Source organism: Leptolyngbya sp. PL-A3, assembly GCF_039962325.1.
GTDB lineage: Bacteria > Cyanobacteriota > Cyanobacteriia > Elainellales > Elainellaceae > Vacuolonema.
This window is the reverse complement of sequence record NZ_JAMPLB010000054.1, coordinates 1-19,408: the sequence shown is the minus strand read 5'-3', so window position 1 is coordinate 19,408 and position 19,408 is coordinate 1. Positions and strand designations below refer to the sequence as shown.

Annotated in this window: 11 protein-coding genes and 1 riboswitch; of the genes, 5 read left to right on the top strand and 6 right to left on the bottom strand. The window is 49.0% G+C overall.

What is annotated here, in order from left to right:
- Nucleotides 1-178: 178 nt before the first annotated feature.
- Nucleotides 179-1,951: a Rieske (2Fe-2S) protein gene (locus tag NDI52_RS26670; RefSeq protein WP_190773933.1), complete on the bottom strand. Its 1,773-nt coding sequence runs from the start codon at nucleotides 1,949-1,951 to the stop codon at nucleotides 179-181.
- 350 nt (nucleotides 1,952-2,301) lie between these two features.
- On the opposite strand from NDI52_RS26670, the gene NDI52_RS26665 reads away from it, so the two are divergent.
- Both NDI52_RS26665 and NDI52_RS26660 read left to right on the top strand, forming a co-directional pair.
- The gene (locus NDI52_RS26665) at nucleotides 2,302-2,436 is read left to right on the top strand and encodes a hypothetical protein (RefSeq protein WP_277874866.1); all 135 of its coding nucleotides are present in this window, start codon (nucleotides 2,302-2,304) and stop codon (nucleotides 2,434-2,436) included.
- A gap of 83 nt (nucleotides 2,437-2,519) precedes the next feature.
- A complete protein-coding gene (locus NDI52_RS26660) occupies nucleotides 2,520-5,030 on the top strand; it encodes a tetratricopeptide repeat protein (protein ID WP_190773932.1) in 2,511 nt (836 codons plus the stop codon).
- A 303-nt stretch (nucleotides 5,031-5,333) separates the two neighbouring features.
- Here the strand turns inward: NDI52_RS26660 and NDI52_RS26655 are convergent, their stop codons facing one another.
- Nucleotides 5,334-5,678 carry a DUF4278 domain-containing protein gene (locus NDI52_RS26655; RefSeq protein ID WP_190773931.1) on the bottom strand — a complete coding sequence of 115 codons (345 nt, stop codon included), beginning with the start codon at nucleotides 5,676-5,678 and terminating at the stop codon, nucleotides 5,334-5,336.
- Nucleotides 5,679-5,708: 30 nt separating this feature from the next.
- A riboswitch (Glutamine riboswitch) is annotated at nucleotides 5,709-5,781 on the bottom strand.
- A 366-nt stretch (nucleotides 5,782-6,147) separates the two neighbouring features.
- Complete coding sequence (locus tag NDI52_RS26650; RefSeq protein WP_190773930.1) at nucleotides 6,148-7,530, bottom strand: carotenoid oxygenase family protein; 1,383 nt, start codon at nucleotides 7,528-7,530, stop codon at nucleotides 6,148-6,150.
- Nucleotides 7,531-7,926: 396 nt separating this feature from the next.
- Between NDI52_RS26650 and NDI52_RS26645 the strand changes: the two genes are divergently transcribed.
- The gene (locus NDI52_RS26645) at nucleotides 7,927-8,241 is read left to right on the top strand and encodes a hypothetical protein (RefSeq protein WP_190773929.1); all 315 of its coding nucleotides are present in this window, start codon (nucleotides 7,927-7,929) and stop codon (nucleotides 8,239-8,241) included.
- 117 nt (nucleotides 8,242-8,358) lie between these two features.
- On the opposite strand, the gene NDI52_RS26640 is transcribed toward NDI52_RS26645, so the two are convergent.
- Complete coding sequence (locus NDI52_RS26640; RefSeq protein ID WP_199307764.1) at nucleotides 8,359-12,156, bottom strand: ATP-binding protein; 3,798 nt, start codon at nucleotides 12,154-12,156, stop codon at nucleotides 8,359-8,361.
- A 385-nt stretch (nucleotides 12,157-12,541) separates the two neighbouring features.
- Nucleotides 12,542-13,345, bottom strand: a complete 804-nt coding sequence (locus NDI52_RS26635; RefSeq protein ID WP_190773927.1) for a phosphoribosylaminoimidazolesuccinocarboxamide synthase — start codon at nucleotides 13,343-13,345, stop codon at nucleotides 12,542-12,544.
- Between the two features lie 244 nt (nucleotides 13,346-13,589).
- On the opposite strand from NDI52_RS26635, the gene NDI52_RS26630 reads away from it, so the two are divergent.
- On the top strand, nucleotides 13,590-14,186 hold the full coding sequence (locus tag NDI52_RS26630; RefSeq protein ID WP_190773926.1) for a rhomboid family intramembrane serine protease: 597 nt from the start codon (nucleotides 13,590-13,592) through the stop codon (nucleotides 14,184-14,186).
- A gap of 318 nt (nucleotides 14,187-14,504) precedes the next feature.
- Nucleotides 14,505-18,275, top strand: coding sequence for a PAS domain S-box protein (locus tag NDI52_RS26625; protein WP_348256585.1), 3,771 nt, complete (start codon nucleotides 14,505-14,507; stop codon nucleotides 18,273-18,275).
- Nucleotides 18,276-18,721: 446 nt separating this feature from the next.
- Here NDI52_RS26625 and NDI52_RS26620 read toward each other — a convergent pair whose 3' ends face one another.
- Complete coding sequence (locus NDI52_RS26620; protein ID WP_348256584.1) at nucleotides 18,722-18,901, bottom strand: hypothetical protein; 180 nt, start codon at nucleotides 18,899-18,901, stop codon at nucleotides 18,722-18,724.
- Between the last annotated feature and the right edge of the window lie 507 nt (nucleotides 18,902-19,408).

Sequence of the window (19,408 nt, the reverse complement as noted above, 5' to 3'; positions counted from 1 at the left end):
CTGCGCGCGAGAACATCTCGATGAAGAAGTGTTAAGAGCTTATTCGAAAACCCAAGGTGTGAAGGGTGAGGTACGTACGCACCCCACCCTTCACACCTTGAGTTTTCAGTTCCGGGGTAGATTTTAGACTCTATGGCGAACTGCAATACCATCATAAGCCGACATTATTTTTACCCCATTAGCCAGCAGCCTCCGATTCCGTTTCCTCAAACAAACGATCGCCCCGATGCAAGCGATAGGCCATCTGATAGGTTTGCTCCTGCGATCGCATTGTAGGAGCATGAGCGGCTAGATACCGTGCAGTTGCGACAAGCACGAATACACCCTCTTGAGAATCATCAAGCAGGGAGTAGAGACGAAATGCAGCTTCAATAGATTGAATCACATGAAAATCTCGGTTCTCCCGCAGCATCAATTTCGCCAACAGTGCCATCAATGTTGCAGGCTTGCCACCACTATAAAGGTATTGCGCAACTAGACGCCCCGTTTCATTCACCTGCTGCTGACGGTCAAGTAAGTCAGGCAATTGTTTCAGTAAGGCGTCTGGCTCGGCAACGTTATCTTGGGGTTCGGGCAAGCGAGCCGGAGGCACGTTGAGAAATCGATTCAAGTAGACACTCATCGCTGCATCAAAAACGCCACGCAGAAGCTCGATTGTCGGTACTCGATGGATGCCCTGCTGTACAGCATTGGCAAAGGTAAAGGGATGGTGAGCACTGTTCCAATCTCCATGGTCATTGTTGGTATGGAACCGGGCCACTCGCAAAGCTGCTGCATAGGTAACAACTTGGGCTAACTGGGCTTCTGTGCATCCGGACCGCAGCGCATTGAGAAGACTGTCTACGATCGCCTGAGCATCTTCCCCTAAAAGCACTGGAAGTAGCTCGGCAGGTTGCGTCCACTGTCCTCGATAAGTGTGGCCTATCTCTACAACAGCAGGCAATTGCTCAAATGCTGCTTCCAGAATTGCAACCAAATCTACAGGGTATCGCCATGAACTCGCTTCTTCCATCCGAGTTGCATTTGCCAACCCGGCCACTAGACTTGCCAGCACGGGTTCAGCCTCCTGCCAACCAATCGCATCCAGAGCTTCCAGGGCTTTATTGATAAAATCCAGCACATGACCAACATCCAGGTAACGGTGGTCGGTTGCCGCCGCAAACAGCATCTCAGCAATTTGAGTACGGCTCATGCCGGCCTGTAATGCAGTTACCAAACACCGCTCAGCCGCTTCGCGATCGCGCTGTTCAATAAACTGACGAAACCAGGCTTTTAGGGTGGAAAAATTCAGGTCTGTTGTTGGTAGAGGATGCACATGAAAATGAGGTGGCGCCTCTGCACTATCCCGAGCCACGGCAGAAAGCCCTTGATATAGGGCACGGGGGCGATCGCTTTCCTCTAAATAGGGCATCAGATTCATCATGCAAGTCAGCATGGTGAGCCCTGTATCCCATCCTGCTTTGTTGTAGCGTGTTCCAAAAGCTAAGCCCATTTGAAAGGGCTCTGTAGGGGCAACCCCCAAATCAAGCAGGGCAATCACAGATTTTGCGATGACTAACGAAATACCTTGCTCCAGGCCATCCTGCAATCGCTGTTGCTGGTGAGTTTTAGGGTTCGCTGGAGGGGCAACATCAACCCAAATTTCTCCATCTTGAATTTGCACCGGAAACGCGCGTACATCATCAGCCCAGGAATCGAAGGTCCCTCCACTGGCCAGGTCAAAGCGCGCATAGTGCCAGGGACAGGTCACAATTCCGTCTTTGCATACGCTGCCGTGGAGCGGAAACCCCATGTGGGGACAACGGTTATCGATCGCGTAGACCCGCTCCCCACTGTAAAACAGTGCAACAGGTTGCTGGTTAATACGAACCAGTAATTGCCCTTTTTCCTGGAGTTCTACCAGGCTGGCAGCGCGAACAAGAGATTGAAGCTGGCTTGTAGTGGAGGTCATACTTTTAAAAGAAATATCTTTAGAAAGTATCCTAGCAAGTCCTCTTAGTTTGTAAAGGTTTTTCTTTATCGTTAATGGCTCCTGGGCTTAATCCAAATTGAAACGTTCAGAATTTGTAAAACTCGTATTTGTCAGAGACTGGAACACGAACGATACAAAACCTTGTGGTTCTTACGGCGCTTTTCAAGCGCTTCAAACCTGGTTGTTTTTGTGAGAACCGCGCTCCGCGTGGCTCTCACAAAAACAACCGTGGCTGATTCAAGCGCAAAGCGCTGTATGTTTAATTGAGTTGGAGTTATTGAACGGATTCTGTTGGAATCTATTTCTCTCATTGCTCGTCTAATAAAGCTATGACGGCACATTCCAACCCGGCGATCGCTCCCTACGACCAGACTAATGGTATCTCCCCAAAAACTGGCGCAGCATGCTTTGATATTTGCCCTCAATCTGGAGGTTCTACGCAATTTGTAATCTTTGAGTTGTAGATCCCTCAGATTGTTATTGAGGGTGATGCTTCCACAACGTGTCACCTGAAAGCGTCCTATCCATTCCTAAATAGAGGCATGTCATGCTTCCCTTCAAAAAAGTTACGGTCATTCCAAACGTGTGTTCCATACAGCCGTGGATGGTATCCATCCTCGTTACCGTACTGACTGCGATACCTGTCACTGCAGCGACAACCCCGAACCCTTCGGATCTGTCAGACGGCGATTCTGGCTCTGCGATCGCCCAAACCACTGCCCAGTCAAATCCCGCCACGCAAGCCTGGACGTTAATCCAGACAGCACGGCGGCACGCGGCTCGTGGGGAGGTTGCCAAAGCCACAGAAGCCCTTTTCCAGGCCGAGCAAACTGCCGCGCTTCTATCCAATTCCACGACCCTTGACCAACTCTTTGCCACCATTGCAGCAGAGCAGGCGAAATTGGGCCAGTATGACCGGGCGATCGCAATTGCCAACCGCATGAGTTATACCTCCCTCCCTGCTCTAGGGTGCTGCGTACCTGTGAGAACCGATGCAGAGGTAGCGATCGTCCAGGCCTATTTGAGTGCTGGCCAAGTCGAGACAGCGCAGCAGTTTGCAGAGGGAATTCAGTTTGCCTCATCTCGTGATGTAGCCCTGGTGCCTGTGATTTCTTATCTAGCTGAACAGGGGCAGTTTCGGGAAGCGATCGCCCTCAGCCAGCGCACCGAAGCTTATACTGATCTGGCCCACCAGGCTATCCTGAAAAGCTATATCAACGCCGATCGCTTTACTGACGCATTAGCGTTTACAGAAACAATTGCAGACCAAAATGAAAAATCTGTTCTGCTGACAACTCTGGCCCAATGGGCGTGGCGCAGTGGTAAGACGGATCTGTCCTACCAGATTGCCAGCGAGATTCCGGAATCTAGCAGTCGCGTCCAGCTCTGGATCGAAGTTGCGTTAGCCTATGCCAAAACTGGAGCACAAGAACGGGCGCTTACCATTCTTTCAGAAGCTTATGAACTGGCCAAAATGCAACCAGATTCACAGGTGTTTGCCCAGTGGTCAGGCTACTTTGCTCAGGTTGGAGCGTTTGATCGCGCTATAGCCCTGGCTGACGGCTTGACCGGATATGACCAGGCCCATGCCAGAGTCATCATTGCTCGTGTCTATTCCGATGCAGGGCGATATGACGAAGCGATCGCCCTCGTGCAGCGGGTACCGGATGGGGTACTGCAACCCTTTGGCGATATGCCGGACCTGAAAGCGGAAGCACTGCAATACATCGCTCAGCAAGCCGTAAAGGCAGGGCAGTATGGTCGGGCCGTGCAGGCCGCGAATGTTCTACAGGAACAGGGACGGGTCAAGGCACTGCGGGCAATTGCCCAACACTATCAACGGGCCAATCAATCTCAAGAAGCGATCGCTACCCTAGATCAAGCGCTTGCAGTAGCCCGTACGGTGGATAGAACGACCATTTTCTACGATCGCAATACCTTTGTCACCGTCTCCAATGCAGGCTTGTTGCTAGAGATTGCCCAGGACTATGTCGCGTTCAACCAACCCAATCGAGCTGTAGCTGTTTTAGATGAGGCACTTGAGTCAGCCCAGGTTCTCAAGGTTGAGAGTCAAGATTCGGTACGGGAACAGGTGCGGTCTATAGGAGCGATCGCCCGATTGTATGACCAGCTAGGGCAGGGCGAGCGGGTACGGGCAGCGGCAGAAGGCGCGTTTAATCTAATTAATCAAGCCCCCGGAAGTGAGCGATCGTCGGTCTTCCCTGCCTGGACTGTAGAGCCCCTGGCTGAGGTGGCTCAAATGTTTGGCATTGCCGGCGACAGGGAGCAGGCGATGGAGATGCTGTCAGGATTGAAAACAGCCAGCAGCACGATTACAGAGCCCATTCCACGACTTTGGGGAATGAACGCGATCATTAAAGCTTATGGAACCCTGGGGGCAGAATCCCAGATGAAGGAAACCGCAGAAGCCGCCTTAACCCTGGTTCAAAGCCTCGAACCGGCTCAGCGGGACTGGCTGATAGGACTTATTGCAGTCGCAGCCGCATCCTCGGAACCGTCTTATGCCCTTCAGACGATCCAAAATCAGCCCCAGCAAGCAGTATATATCCCAACACTGGCCCAAATAGCCGCCAATTATTATGCCAAAGGCCAAGATAGCCAGGCGCAAGCCGTTGTTGCTCAGCTTCAGCAGATTACTGAAATGATTCCGGATGATAGCCAGCGAGAGCAAGCCTTAAATGATGCTATTCGTTACTACTTCGTCCTTCCAGGAAACCAGGATCCATCGATTGCCCAATTATTGCAAGCAGGGCAAATCAATGCCGACATTCAGTCTGCCAACTTAAGAGCGTACAACTGGTTTCTAATTGCGCAAGCCTATACACGTCAGGGAGAAACGAACCGCGCAAATCAGGCTATTCAGTTTTCGTTAGATACCGTGAAAACGATGGGCGATCGCTTTGCGCAACGTGAGCTCCTCTGGCAAATGGTTGAGCAAGCCTTAAGTACGGAAGATCGGGAGCTGGCAGAACAACTTGCAATGGGTTTTGAAGAAGAAGCTTACCGGGCGATCGCCCTACAGCGGCTGACTCCCTAATAGGTTGCCCAGGTTTTGTTGAGGGGTTGTAACCCCTCAACAAAACCTAAAGATTAGTTTCTATAGATCTGAGAGGTACCTCAGATCTATCCTGACGGGCCACGAGAGCGCGTTCTAAAACTCGTTGAAAGGGTTGTTTTTCCCTACGCTTCGCGCACGAAAAGCAACTTCTAAAACAGGCTCTAGTACTCATTAACTGAATGAATGGGGTGGAATGTAAAGCACTCCACCCCATTCAACATAGGTTAATTTTCACTCTCTGAAAGCACGTCTAGAAGCGACGGCTTTCAGACCACCATCGCATTAGACAGCGAGTTGTTCGCGCTCAGCAACAAGAAGCGCTAAAAGCCGGTCATCACCTCGCGCCTGTGCAACCTCTATTCGATGCTGCACGTTGTTCAGCAGGTTTTGTTGGTGCACATTGGCTACGTTGGTTTGAGAGGGTGCAACCTTGGCAGCAGGTTGAACATTTGACCCTACCTGGTAAGCAACACCCCGGTACTTCAGCGTGTATGACAATGCTGGAGCAACCTGATGAGTCGGCTGATAACGAACACCGCGATAGATTAAGGGAACAGAAATAACAGTCGGGCTCGGCTGAGCAGGGCTGTAAGTGTAGTTTGTGCCACGATAAGTAAGCTTCGTCATGTCGCTTCTCCAATGTTATTCGCTTTGAGAAGCGCGTTCCTTCAGGCGCGATCGCCCTACTTCCGTCCCACTCATGGTGTAGTGAATTGAGGGGATGAACGATTTGTCTTCATAGTTCTAATTTACCTAAGGTAAGCGTGTTTAAGCTCACCCAGTCAGGTGAATATCAGTGCTTGCAAGGGTAGCGAAAACCGCTCTTTGCTACTACGGTAATCCTGCCAAACTCGATTTTGATGTTAGAAAGAAGATGTAGAAAACTTTATAGCGCTACGCGCGTTGATTAAGTACGGTGGTGTGGGGCACGAAGTGTCCTACACCACCGTTGCTGTATTTAACGCACTTGCACATTTATAGGACAGAACAAAATTTGAACGCCCTCTAAAACCCGAATTTTTCTGTTGCGGCGACTTCGCTACTGTAACGAAAAAACTGGGTTTTAGAGGTTCTGTCCTGTACTGAGATAGGAAGTCTATACGGATGCAATCCAAGTGCCATGGAAGCCGTAGGGAACTCGCTGTGGCATTAGAATACGAGCAACGGGTGCATCCGTCATGGCCTGAGTATTGATGATCACCAGTTCAGACGCGTTCTGAATTTCATCATGGACAAACGTCATTAACCAGCCATCATCTTCTGCGATCGCTCCAGGTCGTGGCACAAACACACCCTCCCCACCATACCGTCCTGCGCCAAACGCATGGGTTTGAGCACTATCGTCCTGGAAGTCAAACTTACGCAAACCGTCGAACTTTGGCACCTCTGTCGGTGCACTACTCCCCACATATCCGTAGCGCGTTTGTCGTCCCAAATACTGTTCGTTGATGCGGGGAAACTCACACGGGCGATCGTCCAGGGGTCCCTCCTGTACCGTTCCATGTTTCAGGTTGAACTGCCAGCGATACGGTAATGGGACATCAGCCTGAATTTGGCGATTATCTCCCTCATGAGAGCCTGGAGAGCCTCCACCTAAGACATCGGTGCTGCTCATACGACAGGCAATTAGAACGATGTCATCCCCTGCTTCATAGGCATTGAACGTATGAAAGATATAACAACTGGGTGCTTCAAACCATTGAATTGACTCGCTCTTTCCATGCCGGGGCAAAATCCCGAAACGGCTAGGGCGATCGCGCTCAAAGGCAAATGCAGGTTCTCCCCGCTGGAGTCGTTCCAATCGGAAGGTGAGGGGTAGGTCCATAAAAATGGTGTAGTGCTCTGTGATGGCAAAGTCATGCATCATCACCCCCACAGGCAAGTCGATAGGAATAGTGCGTACAAGTTCTCCCTCAGCAGAAACAATACTGTATTTAACGTAGGGAGGCTGAGCTAAAGAATAGCCAAAGAACATCATTTCCCCTGTAGAGGGGTCAACTTTGGGATGGGCGGTGACAGGAGAGGCTAGTTTGCCCTTAAAAGTGTCAGTACCCCGTGTATCCAAACTTGGCACCTCAATAGCATGAGGCTCACCGCCCTCCCAGAGGGCAAGAAGGCGATCGCCATGCCAGGTTAGAGCCGTATTGGCAACATTCTTGAAGCCTTGAGGTGATGGCTCTAGCAACCCTCCAAACAGGGCTCGCCCTGCCTGCTGCTCTTGCTGAAACCCTTGAGTTCGAATATATCGATTGCGGTAGCTAGCCTTACCATCGTGAATATGAACCCCATGCAACATTCCATCACCATCAAACCAGTGATAACGGCCCAATGGCGGAAATTGAGGGTTAGGACCATTGCGGACAAACATTCCATGCAACTCAGGTGGTATTTCACCCAGGACTGGAAGATTATCTACAGTCAGCTCTGTCCCAACAGGAGCAAAGTTATCGGAAAGATACGGGTTGAGGGTAGCAACCATGGGCTATACCATATAGGTGCTCCTCTCTTTTATCAAATTACATTGTCCTTGCACTGTCACTTAAGAAAGGCTTTGCAAAAGACATGCCGATCAACCTGAGCTAAAACAGAATTCATGCCCCTAAGGATCCTTACAAAATTAAAACCCATCATTTTTTTGTACAGGGCTTTGCGCTTGAATCAGCCACGGTTGTTTTTGTGAGGGCCTGTAATGTTCCGTTTTAGGGATTACGAAACTTATTTAGAACAGTTTGAGCCGAATATATGGGTGCTTTGTCCTCGTTGCGATCGCCCTGTGCTCTCGCGATGTCTGGATGAAAAGCTGACCTGGCGAATCGCGTGCCCTCATTGTAGCTATACGCAAACCGCATCAAGAGTAGGCAAGCATCGGAAGCCAATGCCCTGGTGGAAAGGTACCTGGTGGCAACAGTATCGTAAGTACAATGGTGCCGTTGATCCGCTATTCGGGCTTCCCCTCTGGTTGCAGGTTCCCTGTTGTGGAGAGGTGCTGTGGGCTTACAACGAAGCCCATCTAGATTTTTTAGAAATGTATATCAGTGCCACAATTCGAGAACGGCAAGGAGGTAAAGGGAACCATCATGGTATCGCAGTTCGTTTACCGCGATGGATGAAGCTTGCACAGCATCGGACCTCACTGCTCAAAGGGATTCAGAAGTTACGCAATAAGGTGAACACGGGGTCATTATCATGATCCTCAACTTCCCATCGATGAACGTTCATACGCACGCTTGTTGCAGGCGATCGCCAGCCCCACCCATGCTGGCATTGAAGGCAGTACTTGGGCACAGGTATGGGCGGTTCATTGGAACTACGGCTCTGTAGTATCAGAAGGGCAATGAACAAACGTGAGAATAGCTTTCACTAAAGCTTCTGAATTAACAGGCTTAGAAATATGTTGTTGAAACCCAGCTTCCAATGCTTGTTGTTGGTCAGACTCCCCTGCATAGGCCGTGATCGCGATCGCTGGAACAAGCCCCCCTTGCTCCGGTGGCAAGCTTCTTATCTTCTGGAGCAGCATATATCCATCCATATTAGGCATACCGATGTCGCTTAACAGCACATCCGGTTTAGATTGTGTAAATGCTGATAACCCTTCAAATGCCGTCGAAGCAACGATCACACTGGCTCCTGCCTGCTCCAACGCAAACGCTAAATATTCTCGTGAATCCGCTTCATCATCAACGATTAATACTTGTATCCCACTCAAGCTTAATAATGGTGCGGTTGTGGAGTATTCTGAGCTGATAGAACTGGAGATGGGGATCGATGGCAGTTTGACAGTGAAAGTAGAGCCTAAACCTTCTCCTGGGCTTTCCACTTGAACCGTACCACCATGAAGTTCCACTAAATGACGCACAATTGCCAGACCCAGGCCTAAACCACCAAACTGACGCGTTGTTGCTCCATCTTCCTGCCGGAAATGATCAAATACATGAGGAAGAAATTCAGGGCGAATTCCTTTTCCCGTATCCGTAACCATAACTTGAACATATTCAGTAATAGGTAATGAACAGTCCAATAACAATAGTGATCCATTGGGTTGGGTTTCATTTCCTCTGTCATCGACGACTCGCTGGAGGTGTACTTTTACTTGTCCTCCAGGAGGCGTAAATTTCACGGCATTCGAGAGCAAATTCCATACGATCTGCTGCAATCGCCCTGCATCCCCATGAACTTGTCGGACGTCTGGTTCAAAGTAGGTTTCAATTTGAATCGCTTTTGCTTCAGCAGCCAAGCGTACGGTCCCAATAGCAGCCGAAATCACCACTGCCAAACTGACAGGGGCTGCATTCAGTGCCAGCTTGCCTTGCATAATACGAGAAATGTCTAATAGATCTTCAATTAACTGGGCTTGAAGTTGTGCATTACGTTCGATGGTGATGATCGCTTCACGAGCTTTAGCCTCATTTAATCTGCCACTCCGCAGTAACTTTGCCCACCCTAAAATTGGATTGAGAGGCGATCGCAACTCATGAGACAGCACCGCCAAAAACTCATCTTTGATGCGGTTTGCCTGTTCGGCAGCCTGTCGTGCAGCTTGTTCGTGTTGCAATAGCTGTTCTCGTTCAACTTCAACTTGTTTTTGATCGCTAATATCCGTACAGGTGCCAAACCAGCGAATAACATGGCCTTGCTCATCAAGCATCGGGAGGGCTCGGGTTAGATGCCAATGGTAGCTACCATCTGCTCGTCTCAGACGATGTTCGATGTTGTAGCTGGTTCCCGTGTCGATGGCATGATTCCATACCTCAATATTGCGGGTGCGATCGTCAGGATGGATCACATCCTGCCATCCTGATCCCTGAGTTTGTTCCAGGGTCGAGCCGGTGTACTCGAACCAACGCGGGCTGTAATAATCAATCCAACCCTGAGCATCGGCTGTCCAAACTATTTGCGGGATTGCTTCGGCTAAAAAGCGAAAGCGTTGTTGACTGGCTGCCTGACGCGATCGCCCCAACTCTAAACTGGTTGCAACACGGGCCAGTAACTCTCGGGCACTAAAAGGCTTGACCAGGTAATCATCGGCTCCCGCTTCCAATCCCTCGATCGCGGCTTCTTCACCCGCCCGCGCAGAGAGTAGCAGAATCGGAATTTCACGGGTTCGCGGATCGGCCCGGAGTTGGCGGAGCAACTCAAAACCGTCGAGCCTGGGCATCATGACATCTGTCAGGACTAAATCAGGCAGTTGGAGACGAATCGCTTCTAGCGCTGCCTGACCGTCAGCAACCGCCTCTACAGCATAATGTTCGCTCAAGAGCCGTTGCAGATAGTGACGCATATCGGCATTGTCGTCAGCCAGCAGAATCCGCGTGAAAGCGTGGGGAGATAAAACGGCCTCTTTAGCTGGAGGAGCTCTGTCCTCTACAACCCACCCCAAAGCTTCTTCGACATAGGCTGTGGAGTTTAGAGCGGTCGAAGCTTGAGTACGAGCCGCCTGGATTTGTTCCGATGGTAGGTGAGCATATCCCATCAGTAGCCGCACAACAAATGTACTTCCTTTCCCGACCACGCTGCTCACCGTTACCGTACCCTTATGCAACCTAACCAACTCCTGCACAAGGGACAATCCAATACCTGAACCTTCGTAGGAGCGTCCTGGTGCCCCGGCTACTCGATGAAAGCGTTCAAACAGATGGGGTAACTCATGAGCTGGAATGCCTGTTCCTGTATCTTGAACGACCAGTTCAACCGAAGCATCCACAGGGCGCAGTGAAACAGAAATTTGCCCCTCGAAGGTAAATTTGAAGGCATTGGAAAGCAGGTTGAGCACAATCTTCTCCCACATTTGCCGGTCAACATACACCGGTTCAGGCAGGGGTGGACAGTCAACAACGAGTTGCAACCCGACTTTTTCAATGGCTGAACGAAATACGCCAGCCAAATCTATCGTGAGGCTGGCTAGATCCGTCGGTTCATAAACAGCTTGAATTCGGCCCGCTTCAATGCGAGAGAAGTCGAGTAGGGTGTTGACTAACTTTAATAAACGATGACTATTACGATGCGCTACGGCAATTTGTTCTCGTTCTGGAGTGGGTAAATTGCCATTTTGAAGCACATCCTCCAGAGGATTCAGCATGAGAGTCAGCGGCGTGCGGAATTCATGGCTGACATTAGAAAAGAAAGCTGTTTTTGCCCGATCGATTTCTGCCAGCATCTCAGCCCGGCGGCGTTCTTCCTCATACGCCTGAGCATTGCGGAGGGGCACGGAAACTTGCCCAGCTAGAAGTTCATAGAATGACTGATACCCTTCATCAAGAGCTCGATTCGGGCTGATACCGCAAATTAGTACCCCCAACGGAGCGGCTACGTTAGAGGATGGAATCGGTAGGGCGATCGCTTGATGTACGCTTTCACCCCAGGGGCCACCGGGAATGGCAATGTCCCGATCCAGATCTGTTGCAATCACCGTTTGACCAGCCATAACGTTGGCTAAAGACCATCGATCCGTTGATTCTGCAAGCAAGACATGGGTTGGTGCCAGTTTGGGATGAGTACCTATCCGAACACTGCCGCCCAATTGCAGGGTCTGGCCATCTGGATCGCGCAGGTAGATGAGGGCAAAGGGTACATCGAGAGGATATTCAGCGATCGCCGCTAAAATATCGTGACAGGTCGCCTCCACACTACGGGTCTCACCGGCCCGTGCGGCCAAGTCCCGTTGTAAACGTAAGCGCCGCTCTCCCAACACCTGCTGGGTTACTTCGCTACAGACACAGAGCATGCCGCGAATCACCCCTGCGTCATCTTCAACCGCACTGTAGGACAGGCTGAAGTGCGCTTCCTCGTTGTAGCCAGAGCGGTTCACCGCTAGCATCTGGTCTTCAACCCAGTTGGGAATTCCAGTCGTCATCACTTCAGTGATCATGGGTCCAATGACATCCCAGGATTCAGCCTGGGTGTCCCGGATGGATCGCCCCAGGGCATAAGGGTGTTTGGTTCCAATTAAATTGATATAAGCGTCGTTGTAAATCTGAATGAGTTCTTGCTCCCAGAGCAGAATCATGGGGTAGCGCGAACCTAACAATGTGCGAACGGTTGACTTCAAACTTTGTGACCAGGATTCGACAGAACCTGCTGGAGTCTCTGCCCAATCCAAGGCCTGCATACGTGCCCCCATTTCCCCAAATCTGGAAAAGGGACTTGTTCTTTGTCCATCCATTCGCAATCCTCCCTCTCCTCTATGTTAAGCATCGACTAACGGTTCTAGGAAGAGGAGCTGGGTTATAGAAGCTGAACTGACCTGCATCTGGGAGCCAAATCTACAATTAGATTGATGTATCGATCTATCTTTCGTTAGTTGACAATAGGAGAAAATGCTATAGCACCGTTTTGGAGCGACACAGCATTTTGGGTTTTATCTCTAATTGGGTTGAACTACTGAGTGTATTTGATGCCGTTATAACAGGTAAGATTAAACGCCGATCATAAAAAGTGGTGGGGCGCTTTGCGCCGCACCACTTTTTATGATCGGCGTTTAACCCGCTATGATATTAGCCACCTCGACTATTGAAATTGGCATCCCTAACAAATGTTCCGTCAGTTGCAATGACGCGATAGTTATACTCACGAGGAGCAACGCTCCAAAATGGTAATTGCCTTGCATCATTACCGGGTGGAACATTGATTTCAAAATACCCCCCCTCAGGAACCCAGGCGATCCAGAATCCATTGGCAGCCTGGTTGTAACCAACAGCATTCCAGAAGCGCAGACGCACACTACTTTCTTCCGCTGCTGAAATTGGACGCTGCACCAGCCGCCAGGAGGGAGTTCCAGCATTTCTCAGAGCAACTGGATTCAGGTTAGTTGGGAGGTTGCGCCCAATACTATTGTAATACCAGCTATAACGGGCCCGTTCCGTTAGCATGGTCATGCGAGTACAGCCATCATAAACGGCTGAAACTAAACGGCCATCTCTCGCATAGACAGAATAGGGAAGAGCACCGATAGTACCTTGCTCAATGCCTGCTTGTTGTTCTTGAGGAGTGATAATTTGCTGCCAATTCGGGTTGAGCAGTAAATCGAGCACTTGTTGTTTTTGAGCACCATTGAGCCGGTCGAAATCGGCAGTGAGGGTAATGCGATCGCCCGAGATCTCAGCATAAGGGCGGCTTTGACCCCAAGGATAATCAGTACGCTGCTGCAATTGCTGCCAGTGCCGCTGCATAGGAGACTGCCAAAACTCAACACGACCAACAGAATCATTGCAGTTAGCCCATGCAGGAGGAGCTGCAATCATTAAATTTGTGGTAAGAGCGATCGCACCAAGCCAAAACAAACCTTTGAATTTCAACATATCCTCAACCTAAAAAGCAAACCGACCAACGATTGGAAAGACGATGTAGTAACCTACCACATCAAAATAGTGCTACCCATTAACTGACTGTAATTCCCCACGGATTGATTCCAAGGATGTACCACAACATTTTTCGTCTATTCGAGTTCGAAGGGCGATCGCCCTTAACGCCTATCGAGGAACGTTACAACTCTATTGAAAAAACTAAGCTTTAAACTATTAAAGAACTTTATGTACGTTATCAATGCAATCGCCCCTGGCCACTAGTGACATTGAAACTCAAGCCAAAATTATTGGCAGTTTTATCATACTCATCTGGGTGTTGGAGATTGTAGACCAATTGTTGCTGCAGCACCGTTTAAACCGTTTAGGCATTTTGCCCCGTACTCAGGTCGGGCTGCGAGGCATTTTGTTTGCACCACTACTGCACGGTACCTGGAAGCATTTGATAGCAAACACGCTACCGTTTGCCGTTCTAAGCTGGTTTACCCTACTGCGTGGTGTTACAGAATTTACAATCGTGACAGCCGTTATCTGGTTTGTCAGTGGTGCAGGTGTTTGGCTCTTCGCGCCATCTAATACACTTCACATTGGTGCTAGCGGAATAATTTTTGGCTATTTTGGCTTTCTCCTGTCCCGCAGCTACTTCGAACAGGACTTCCCATCCGCCGCCGTTTCGGTTGTGGTTGCGTTGCTCTACGGTCCCCTCATCTGGGGCATTTTGCCCTCGCGAAGACGCGGCATCTCTTGGCAGGGACATTTGTTCGGCTTTGTCGCTGGTATCCTCACAGCACGTTATTTACCGGAGTTGAGGCAATGGTTTGAACAAAACTTACTGTGACGAATGGCAACCTAAGTTGCAAAATTGCAAAGGAAAAACTAATTTCGAGTTTTAACCTTGATTTCACAACGAGTCTAATCCTCAGAAGCTGCCCATATTGGGGAAGGAGCACACATTACGCAGCCCTTCCCCAATATGGGCAGCTTCTGGAGCAACGGTATTAACCTCTAGAAAAGAAGTATTTCTCTTATTGCAATGTGCAAGTGTGTTAAGTACAGCAACGGTGGTGTGGGGCACCTCGTGCCCCACACCACCGTACTTAATCAGCGCGCCAGCGCTATATTTTGAAAGGGGGTTATCTTCTATAAAGAAGTAGCTATGAGCCGTCCTGTAATGCCTTCCTTCCTCTATAGGTTTTCCCTGACAGCTTTTATTCCATATGGACACTGCTATCCGTGGAAAGCAGAACTGGCTGAGCTTCATATCCTGTCTGATGGGTTGTTCGCACTCGCTTATTACTCCATTTCAGCAGCATTGTTTTACTTCGTCCGTAAACGGCAAGATTTACCGCTTTCCTGGATATTTTTGTTATTTGCAGCCTTCATTGCTGCCTGTGGAACGACTCACCTATTGGAGATCTGGGCTCTTTGGTATCCTCCTGGTTGGGTATTTGATGGACTTGAAGCGGTACTTGCTCTAATTTCTTTCGCAACGGCTGTCTTGTTAGTACCCCTCGTATCCAAAGCATTAGAACTGCCGAGTTCAGAGCAGTTACAAGCCGCTAATCAGGCCTTAGAGCAAGAAATTGCAGAACGGCAACAAGTCGAAGCGGCGTTACGTGAGAGTGAAGAAAAATATCGCTTACTGTTTTCCAACGAGCTCGACGCTGTAAGCCTCTTCGATACGGAGACTGGGGAAATCTTAGATGTTAATGAAGCATTTGAAACGTTATATGGGTATAGCCGAGTTGAAGCCATGCAACTCAAAGTTGCAGACGTGAGCGCCGAACCGGCTCAATCCCAAGCTGCTATTCGTACAGCCAATTCAACAGGAAAAGCACGAATTTATTTACGATGGCATCGCAAGAAAAATGGCGTGATCTTTCCAGTCGAACTGTGTGTAGGCCGCTTCACCTGGAACAATCGACCCGTGATGTGTGCAGTAGCCAGAGACATTACAGAACGGCAACAGGCAGAAGCCGTATTAAGAGCAAGTGAAGAGCGCTTTCGTCTCCTACTTCAGGATCTACATGTCGGTGTTTTAGTGCAAGGAGCGGACGCTGAAATTCTGTTGAGTAATTCCAAGGCCCTGCAACTACTGGGATTAACTGAAGATCAACTCCTGGGTAAAACATCTTTTGATCCAAGTTGGAATGTCATTCACGAGGATGGCTCTCCATTTCCTGGAAATTTACATCCAGTTCCTCAAGCCATCACCACAGGTCAGCCTGTTCGCAATGTGGTAATGGGCGTTTACCATCCCCAAAATAAGAACCGCATGTGGCTGTTAGTCAGTGCTGAGCCTCAGCTCGATGAGGAGGGAAATATCAGACAGGTAATTTGTACTTTCAGTGATATTAGTGAACGTAAGGCTGCTGAGGAAAAGCTCAAAAAACAGCACGAACTCCTACAAACAATCATGGACCACGTGCCCATCATGGTTGACTTTATTGATTCACAGGGACAGGTTCAATGGGCCAACCGAGCATGGGAAAAAACGTTAGGGTGGACGGCTCAAGAGCTACAAGAACAAAACCTTTTAACAAAGCTCTATCCTGATCCCCTCCACTGCCAACGCGTTCTTGAGTTCATTCAAACTGCAACGGGCAAATGGCAAGATTTCAGGACTCAAACTCGAAACGGCACCATCATTAATACAACTTGGGCAAATGTACGACTATCGGATGGCAATACCATTGGTATCGGTCAGGATATTACAGAACGCAAATTGGCAGATGAAGCCCTAAAACTAGCGGATTTTTCTTTTGAACGCGCGGCGATCGCAGCCCTCTGGATCGGCAAAAATGCACAGATCCTACGGGTCAATCAGGGGGTATGCCAGATGTTAGGCTACTCTCGCGAAGAGTTGCAATCAATGCATGTGTATGATATCGATCCCAATTTTTCTTCAGAAATTTGGTCAGAGCATTGGAAGAGGCTGAAACATGAGAAAACCCTGACGTTGGTATCTCAGCATCGAGCGAAAGATAGCAGCATTATTCCCATTGAGGTCACAATCAATTACCTTGACTTTAATGGGGAGGAATACAATTTTGCCTTTGTAAAAGATATTACTGAGCGCCTAGAGACAGAAGCTGCCTTACGACAACAGCGGGAACGAGAGCAGTTGTTGGTAAGCGTTACTGAACATATTCGTCAATCATTGCAGTTGGAGGAAATTTTAGATACAGCAGTGGCAGAAGTCCGGCAACTTCTACAAAGCGATCGCGTCGTTATTTACCGCTTTAATCCTGGTGTGAGTGGCACCATTGTCGCTGAATCCGTTCATTCACCTGATTTATCAATTTTGCATCAGCAGATTTATGATCCATGTTTTGAAAGCGGATGGCAACAACCATATCAGCAGGGACGTATTAGTGCTATTGAAAATGTAGAGAGCAGTGATGTTGAGCCCTGTTACCAGCAACTTCTAGCCAGTCTTCAAGTACAAGCGAATCTCGTTGTTCCTATTCTGCATGAAACTACCCTCTGGGGGCTGTTGGTGGTACACCATTGCTTAGCTCCACATTCCTGGCAAACCTGGGAAATTGACTCGCTGCAACAGTTAGCTGCTCAACTTGCAATCGCCATCCAACAATCTGAACTATACCAACAGGTCCAACAATTTAACGCCCGCTTAGAACAACAGGTGGAAGAACGAACTGAGCAATTAAAGCGATCGCTCGATTTTGAGGCACTCCTAAAACGGATTACAGACAAAGTTCGGGATTCTCTGGAGGAAGCCCAGATTTTGCAAACGGCAGTCCAAGAACTTGCACTAGGGTTGCGAGCCTATAGCTGCGACGCAGGTCTATACGATTTAGGGCAGAATACCTCAACTATCCACTACGAAACCGTGCGTTGCGAGGTGCCGCCTGCAAAGGGCGCCATCATTGCTCTAAGTAATAGACCTGAAACTTACGATCCCTTATTGCAAGGGCTCACGCTGCAATTTTCCTGGATGCCTGAACACCCCAATCCTATCCGTCCAGTTGCTAAACGGTTGACCACTCTCGCTTGCCCCATCATCAATGATCACTCGGTGATCGGGGATTTATGGCTCTACAAAGCTGGCGAACAATGCTTCGAAGAACTGGAAATTCGCTTGGTACAACAGGTGGCTAACCAGTGTGCGATCGCTGTTCGGCAGGCTCGACTCTATCAAGCAGCACAGTTACAAGTCGAGGAATTAGGGCGGCTCAACCAATTGAAAGACGATTTTCTGAGTACAGTTTCTCACGAGCTCAGAACCCCCATCTCTAATATCAAGATGGCAACCCATATGTTGGAGTTCATCCTCAAGCCCCTTGGGCTCCTTGATCCTGAATCCGGTTCAGCCAGCCGTTATTTCGAGGTTCTTCAGCATGAATGCCAACAGGAGATTACGTTAATCAATGACCTTCTAGATCTCTCTCGGCTTTCAGCTAAGACAGAACCACTGATGCTCGCAGAGGTTGAACTAGAGCTTTGGATTCCTCTTCTTCTCGATCCGTTTGAAGCACAGGCCCGAAGTCAACAACAGCATCTGTCTGTTCAGATCCCAACTCAACTTCCCACATTAATGACCGATCTGGGTTGCTTGGAACAAATTTTGGCGGAACTCCTTACTAATGCCTGTAAATACACCCCTAGTGGTGAAACGATAACAATTTCAGCGATCGCAGAAGCAGACGGCTTAGAGATACGCGTGAGTAACTCGGGTACCGAAATCCCCACCAACGAGTTAGTGCACGTCTTTGAAAAATTTTACCGCGTTCCGAACAACGATCCCTGGAAGCATGGCGGTACTGGCCTGGGCTTAGCTCTTGTACAACGGCGAGTAGAGTTGTTGCAAGGAAGCATTACTGTAACCAGCAAACAAGGTTTGACAACGTTTACGCTATTGCTACCCTGGAGCATTCAAATACAAGACAACCGTCATGTCAGTTAAGGAGATTTCCAGTAATAAAATTACCCCCAGAATGTTGGTGCTTTGCCCGCTTCGCGGGCAAAGCACCAACATTCTGGGTAAATTCTTATGCAGAAACCTCCTAAGAAAGCACTATTGGTTCATTTGCTTTGAATATGGCATTAATAATGGGTTATCCAAGCAGGTTATCGAAGCTATGGTTGCCTGGCACTGACTTCAGTTCTGGATACCTATGGTGTGGGCAAGATGCCCACACCCACCCTGCAAGAGTTATAGACAACTCTGACCAATAGCGAGGTTCATGCCAAATGTCTCACTAGTACGCTGAAGCGGAAATCCATCACCTATGTTTTGTGTGGGGTGCTTCGCACCCCACACAAAACATAGGTTGTGAACTTAGGCCGCAGCCTACTAGTTGGGCCTGCAGCTTGGCGTTCCTCTCAATTGTCGCCCAGGCGTTTTCTCGCTTACCTTTCCCAATACTGAGTTGCCAAAAAATTCATGACCTCATCCAGGGTTTGAAAGACTCCCACTGGCTGCTCAGCATTCTGACGACCAAGGACGTACCCACGACCATTACTTGCTTCTGCAAGCAAGCTGTACCCAGCACTGGAAGCAGTTTCTAATACTTCTTCAAGAGTAGTCATTTGAGTGTCTTTAAGTGAAATCCTAATAATTAGAATCAAAACGCTCGTAGCCTCTCTTTTAAACTCCCTTGGGAAAGAGTTTTTACAGCTAGCCTTACTCCTCCCGGTATCCACACCCATTCCAGACTTACAGCATCTGACCGGGTAGCGGGATAAGAGATAGATGTGGTTCATCCTACACCTATCTCTCATCCCTATCCAATCAAATGCTGTAGATCATTTTTAAGGCTTCATACGGCAGTTTCTGAATGAATATTCGTCATATACTGTAGCTCAGCGCTAGCGCGGTTACGTGCTCCTAACCGTTCCAAATCCAGTTGTTGGTGTTCGTTGAGTAATCCCTCCTCTTCTAACAAGTGAAAGATTGTTTCAGTAAGATAGGTTTCTATATTGAGAGCTATGTTTATTTGTGGTGTATGAGTAAAGGAGAAGAAACGGCGTATCCTGCTGGATAAGGAAAAAGACCAGACGAGGATACACCATGAATAACGACAATCTTATTGCATT

Bases quoted from the DNA above. Each gene is read 5' to 3' on its own strand.
- NDI52_RS26640 (WP_199307764.1), bottom strand. From the start codon at position 12,156: ATGCAGGCCTTGGATTGGGCAGAGACTCCAGCAGGTTCTGTCGAATCC.
- NDI52_RS26620 (WP_348256584.1), bottom strand. From the start codon at position 18,901: ATGACTACTCTTGAAGAAGTATTAGAAACTGCTTCCAGTGCTGGGTAC.
- NDI52_RS26630 (WP_190773926.1), top strand. From the start codon at position 13,590: ATGCAATCGCCCCTGGCCACTAGTGACATTGAAACTCAAGCCAAAATT.
- NDI52_RS26665 (WP_277874866.1), top strand. From the start codon at position 2,302: ATGACGGCACATTCCAACCCGGCGATCGCTCCCTACGACCAGACTAAT.
- NDI52_RS26670 (WP_190773933.1), bottom strand. From the start codon at position 1,951: ATGACCTCCACTACAAGCCAGCTTCAATCTCTTGTTCGCGCTGCCAGC.
- NDI52_RS26635 (WP_190773927.1), bottom strand. From the start codon at position 13,345: ATGTTGAAATTCAAAGGTTTGTTTTGGCTTGGTGCGATCGCTCTTACC.
- NDI52_RS26645 (WP_190773929.1), top strand. From the start codon at position 7,927: ATGCCCTGGTGGAAAGGTACCTGGTGGCAACAGTATCGTAAGTACAAT.
- NDI52_RS26650 (WP_190773930.1), bottom strand. From the start codon at position 7,530: ATGGTTGCTACCCTCAACCCGTATCTTTCCGATAACTTTGCTCCTGTT.
- NDI52_RS26625 (WP_348256585.1), top strand. From the start codon at position 14,505: ATGAGCCGTCCTGTAATGCCTTCCTTCCTCTATAGGTTTTCCCTGACA.
- NDI52_RS26655 (WP_190773931.1), bottom strand. From the start codon at position 5,678: ATGACGAAGCTTACTTATCGTGGCACAAACTACACTTACAGCCCTGCT.
- NDI52_RS26660 (WP_190773932.1), top strand. From the start codon at position 2,520: ATGCTTCCCTTCAAAAAAGTTACGGTCATTCCAAACGTGTGTTCCATA.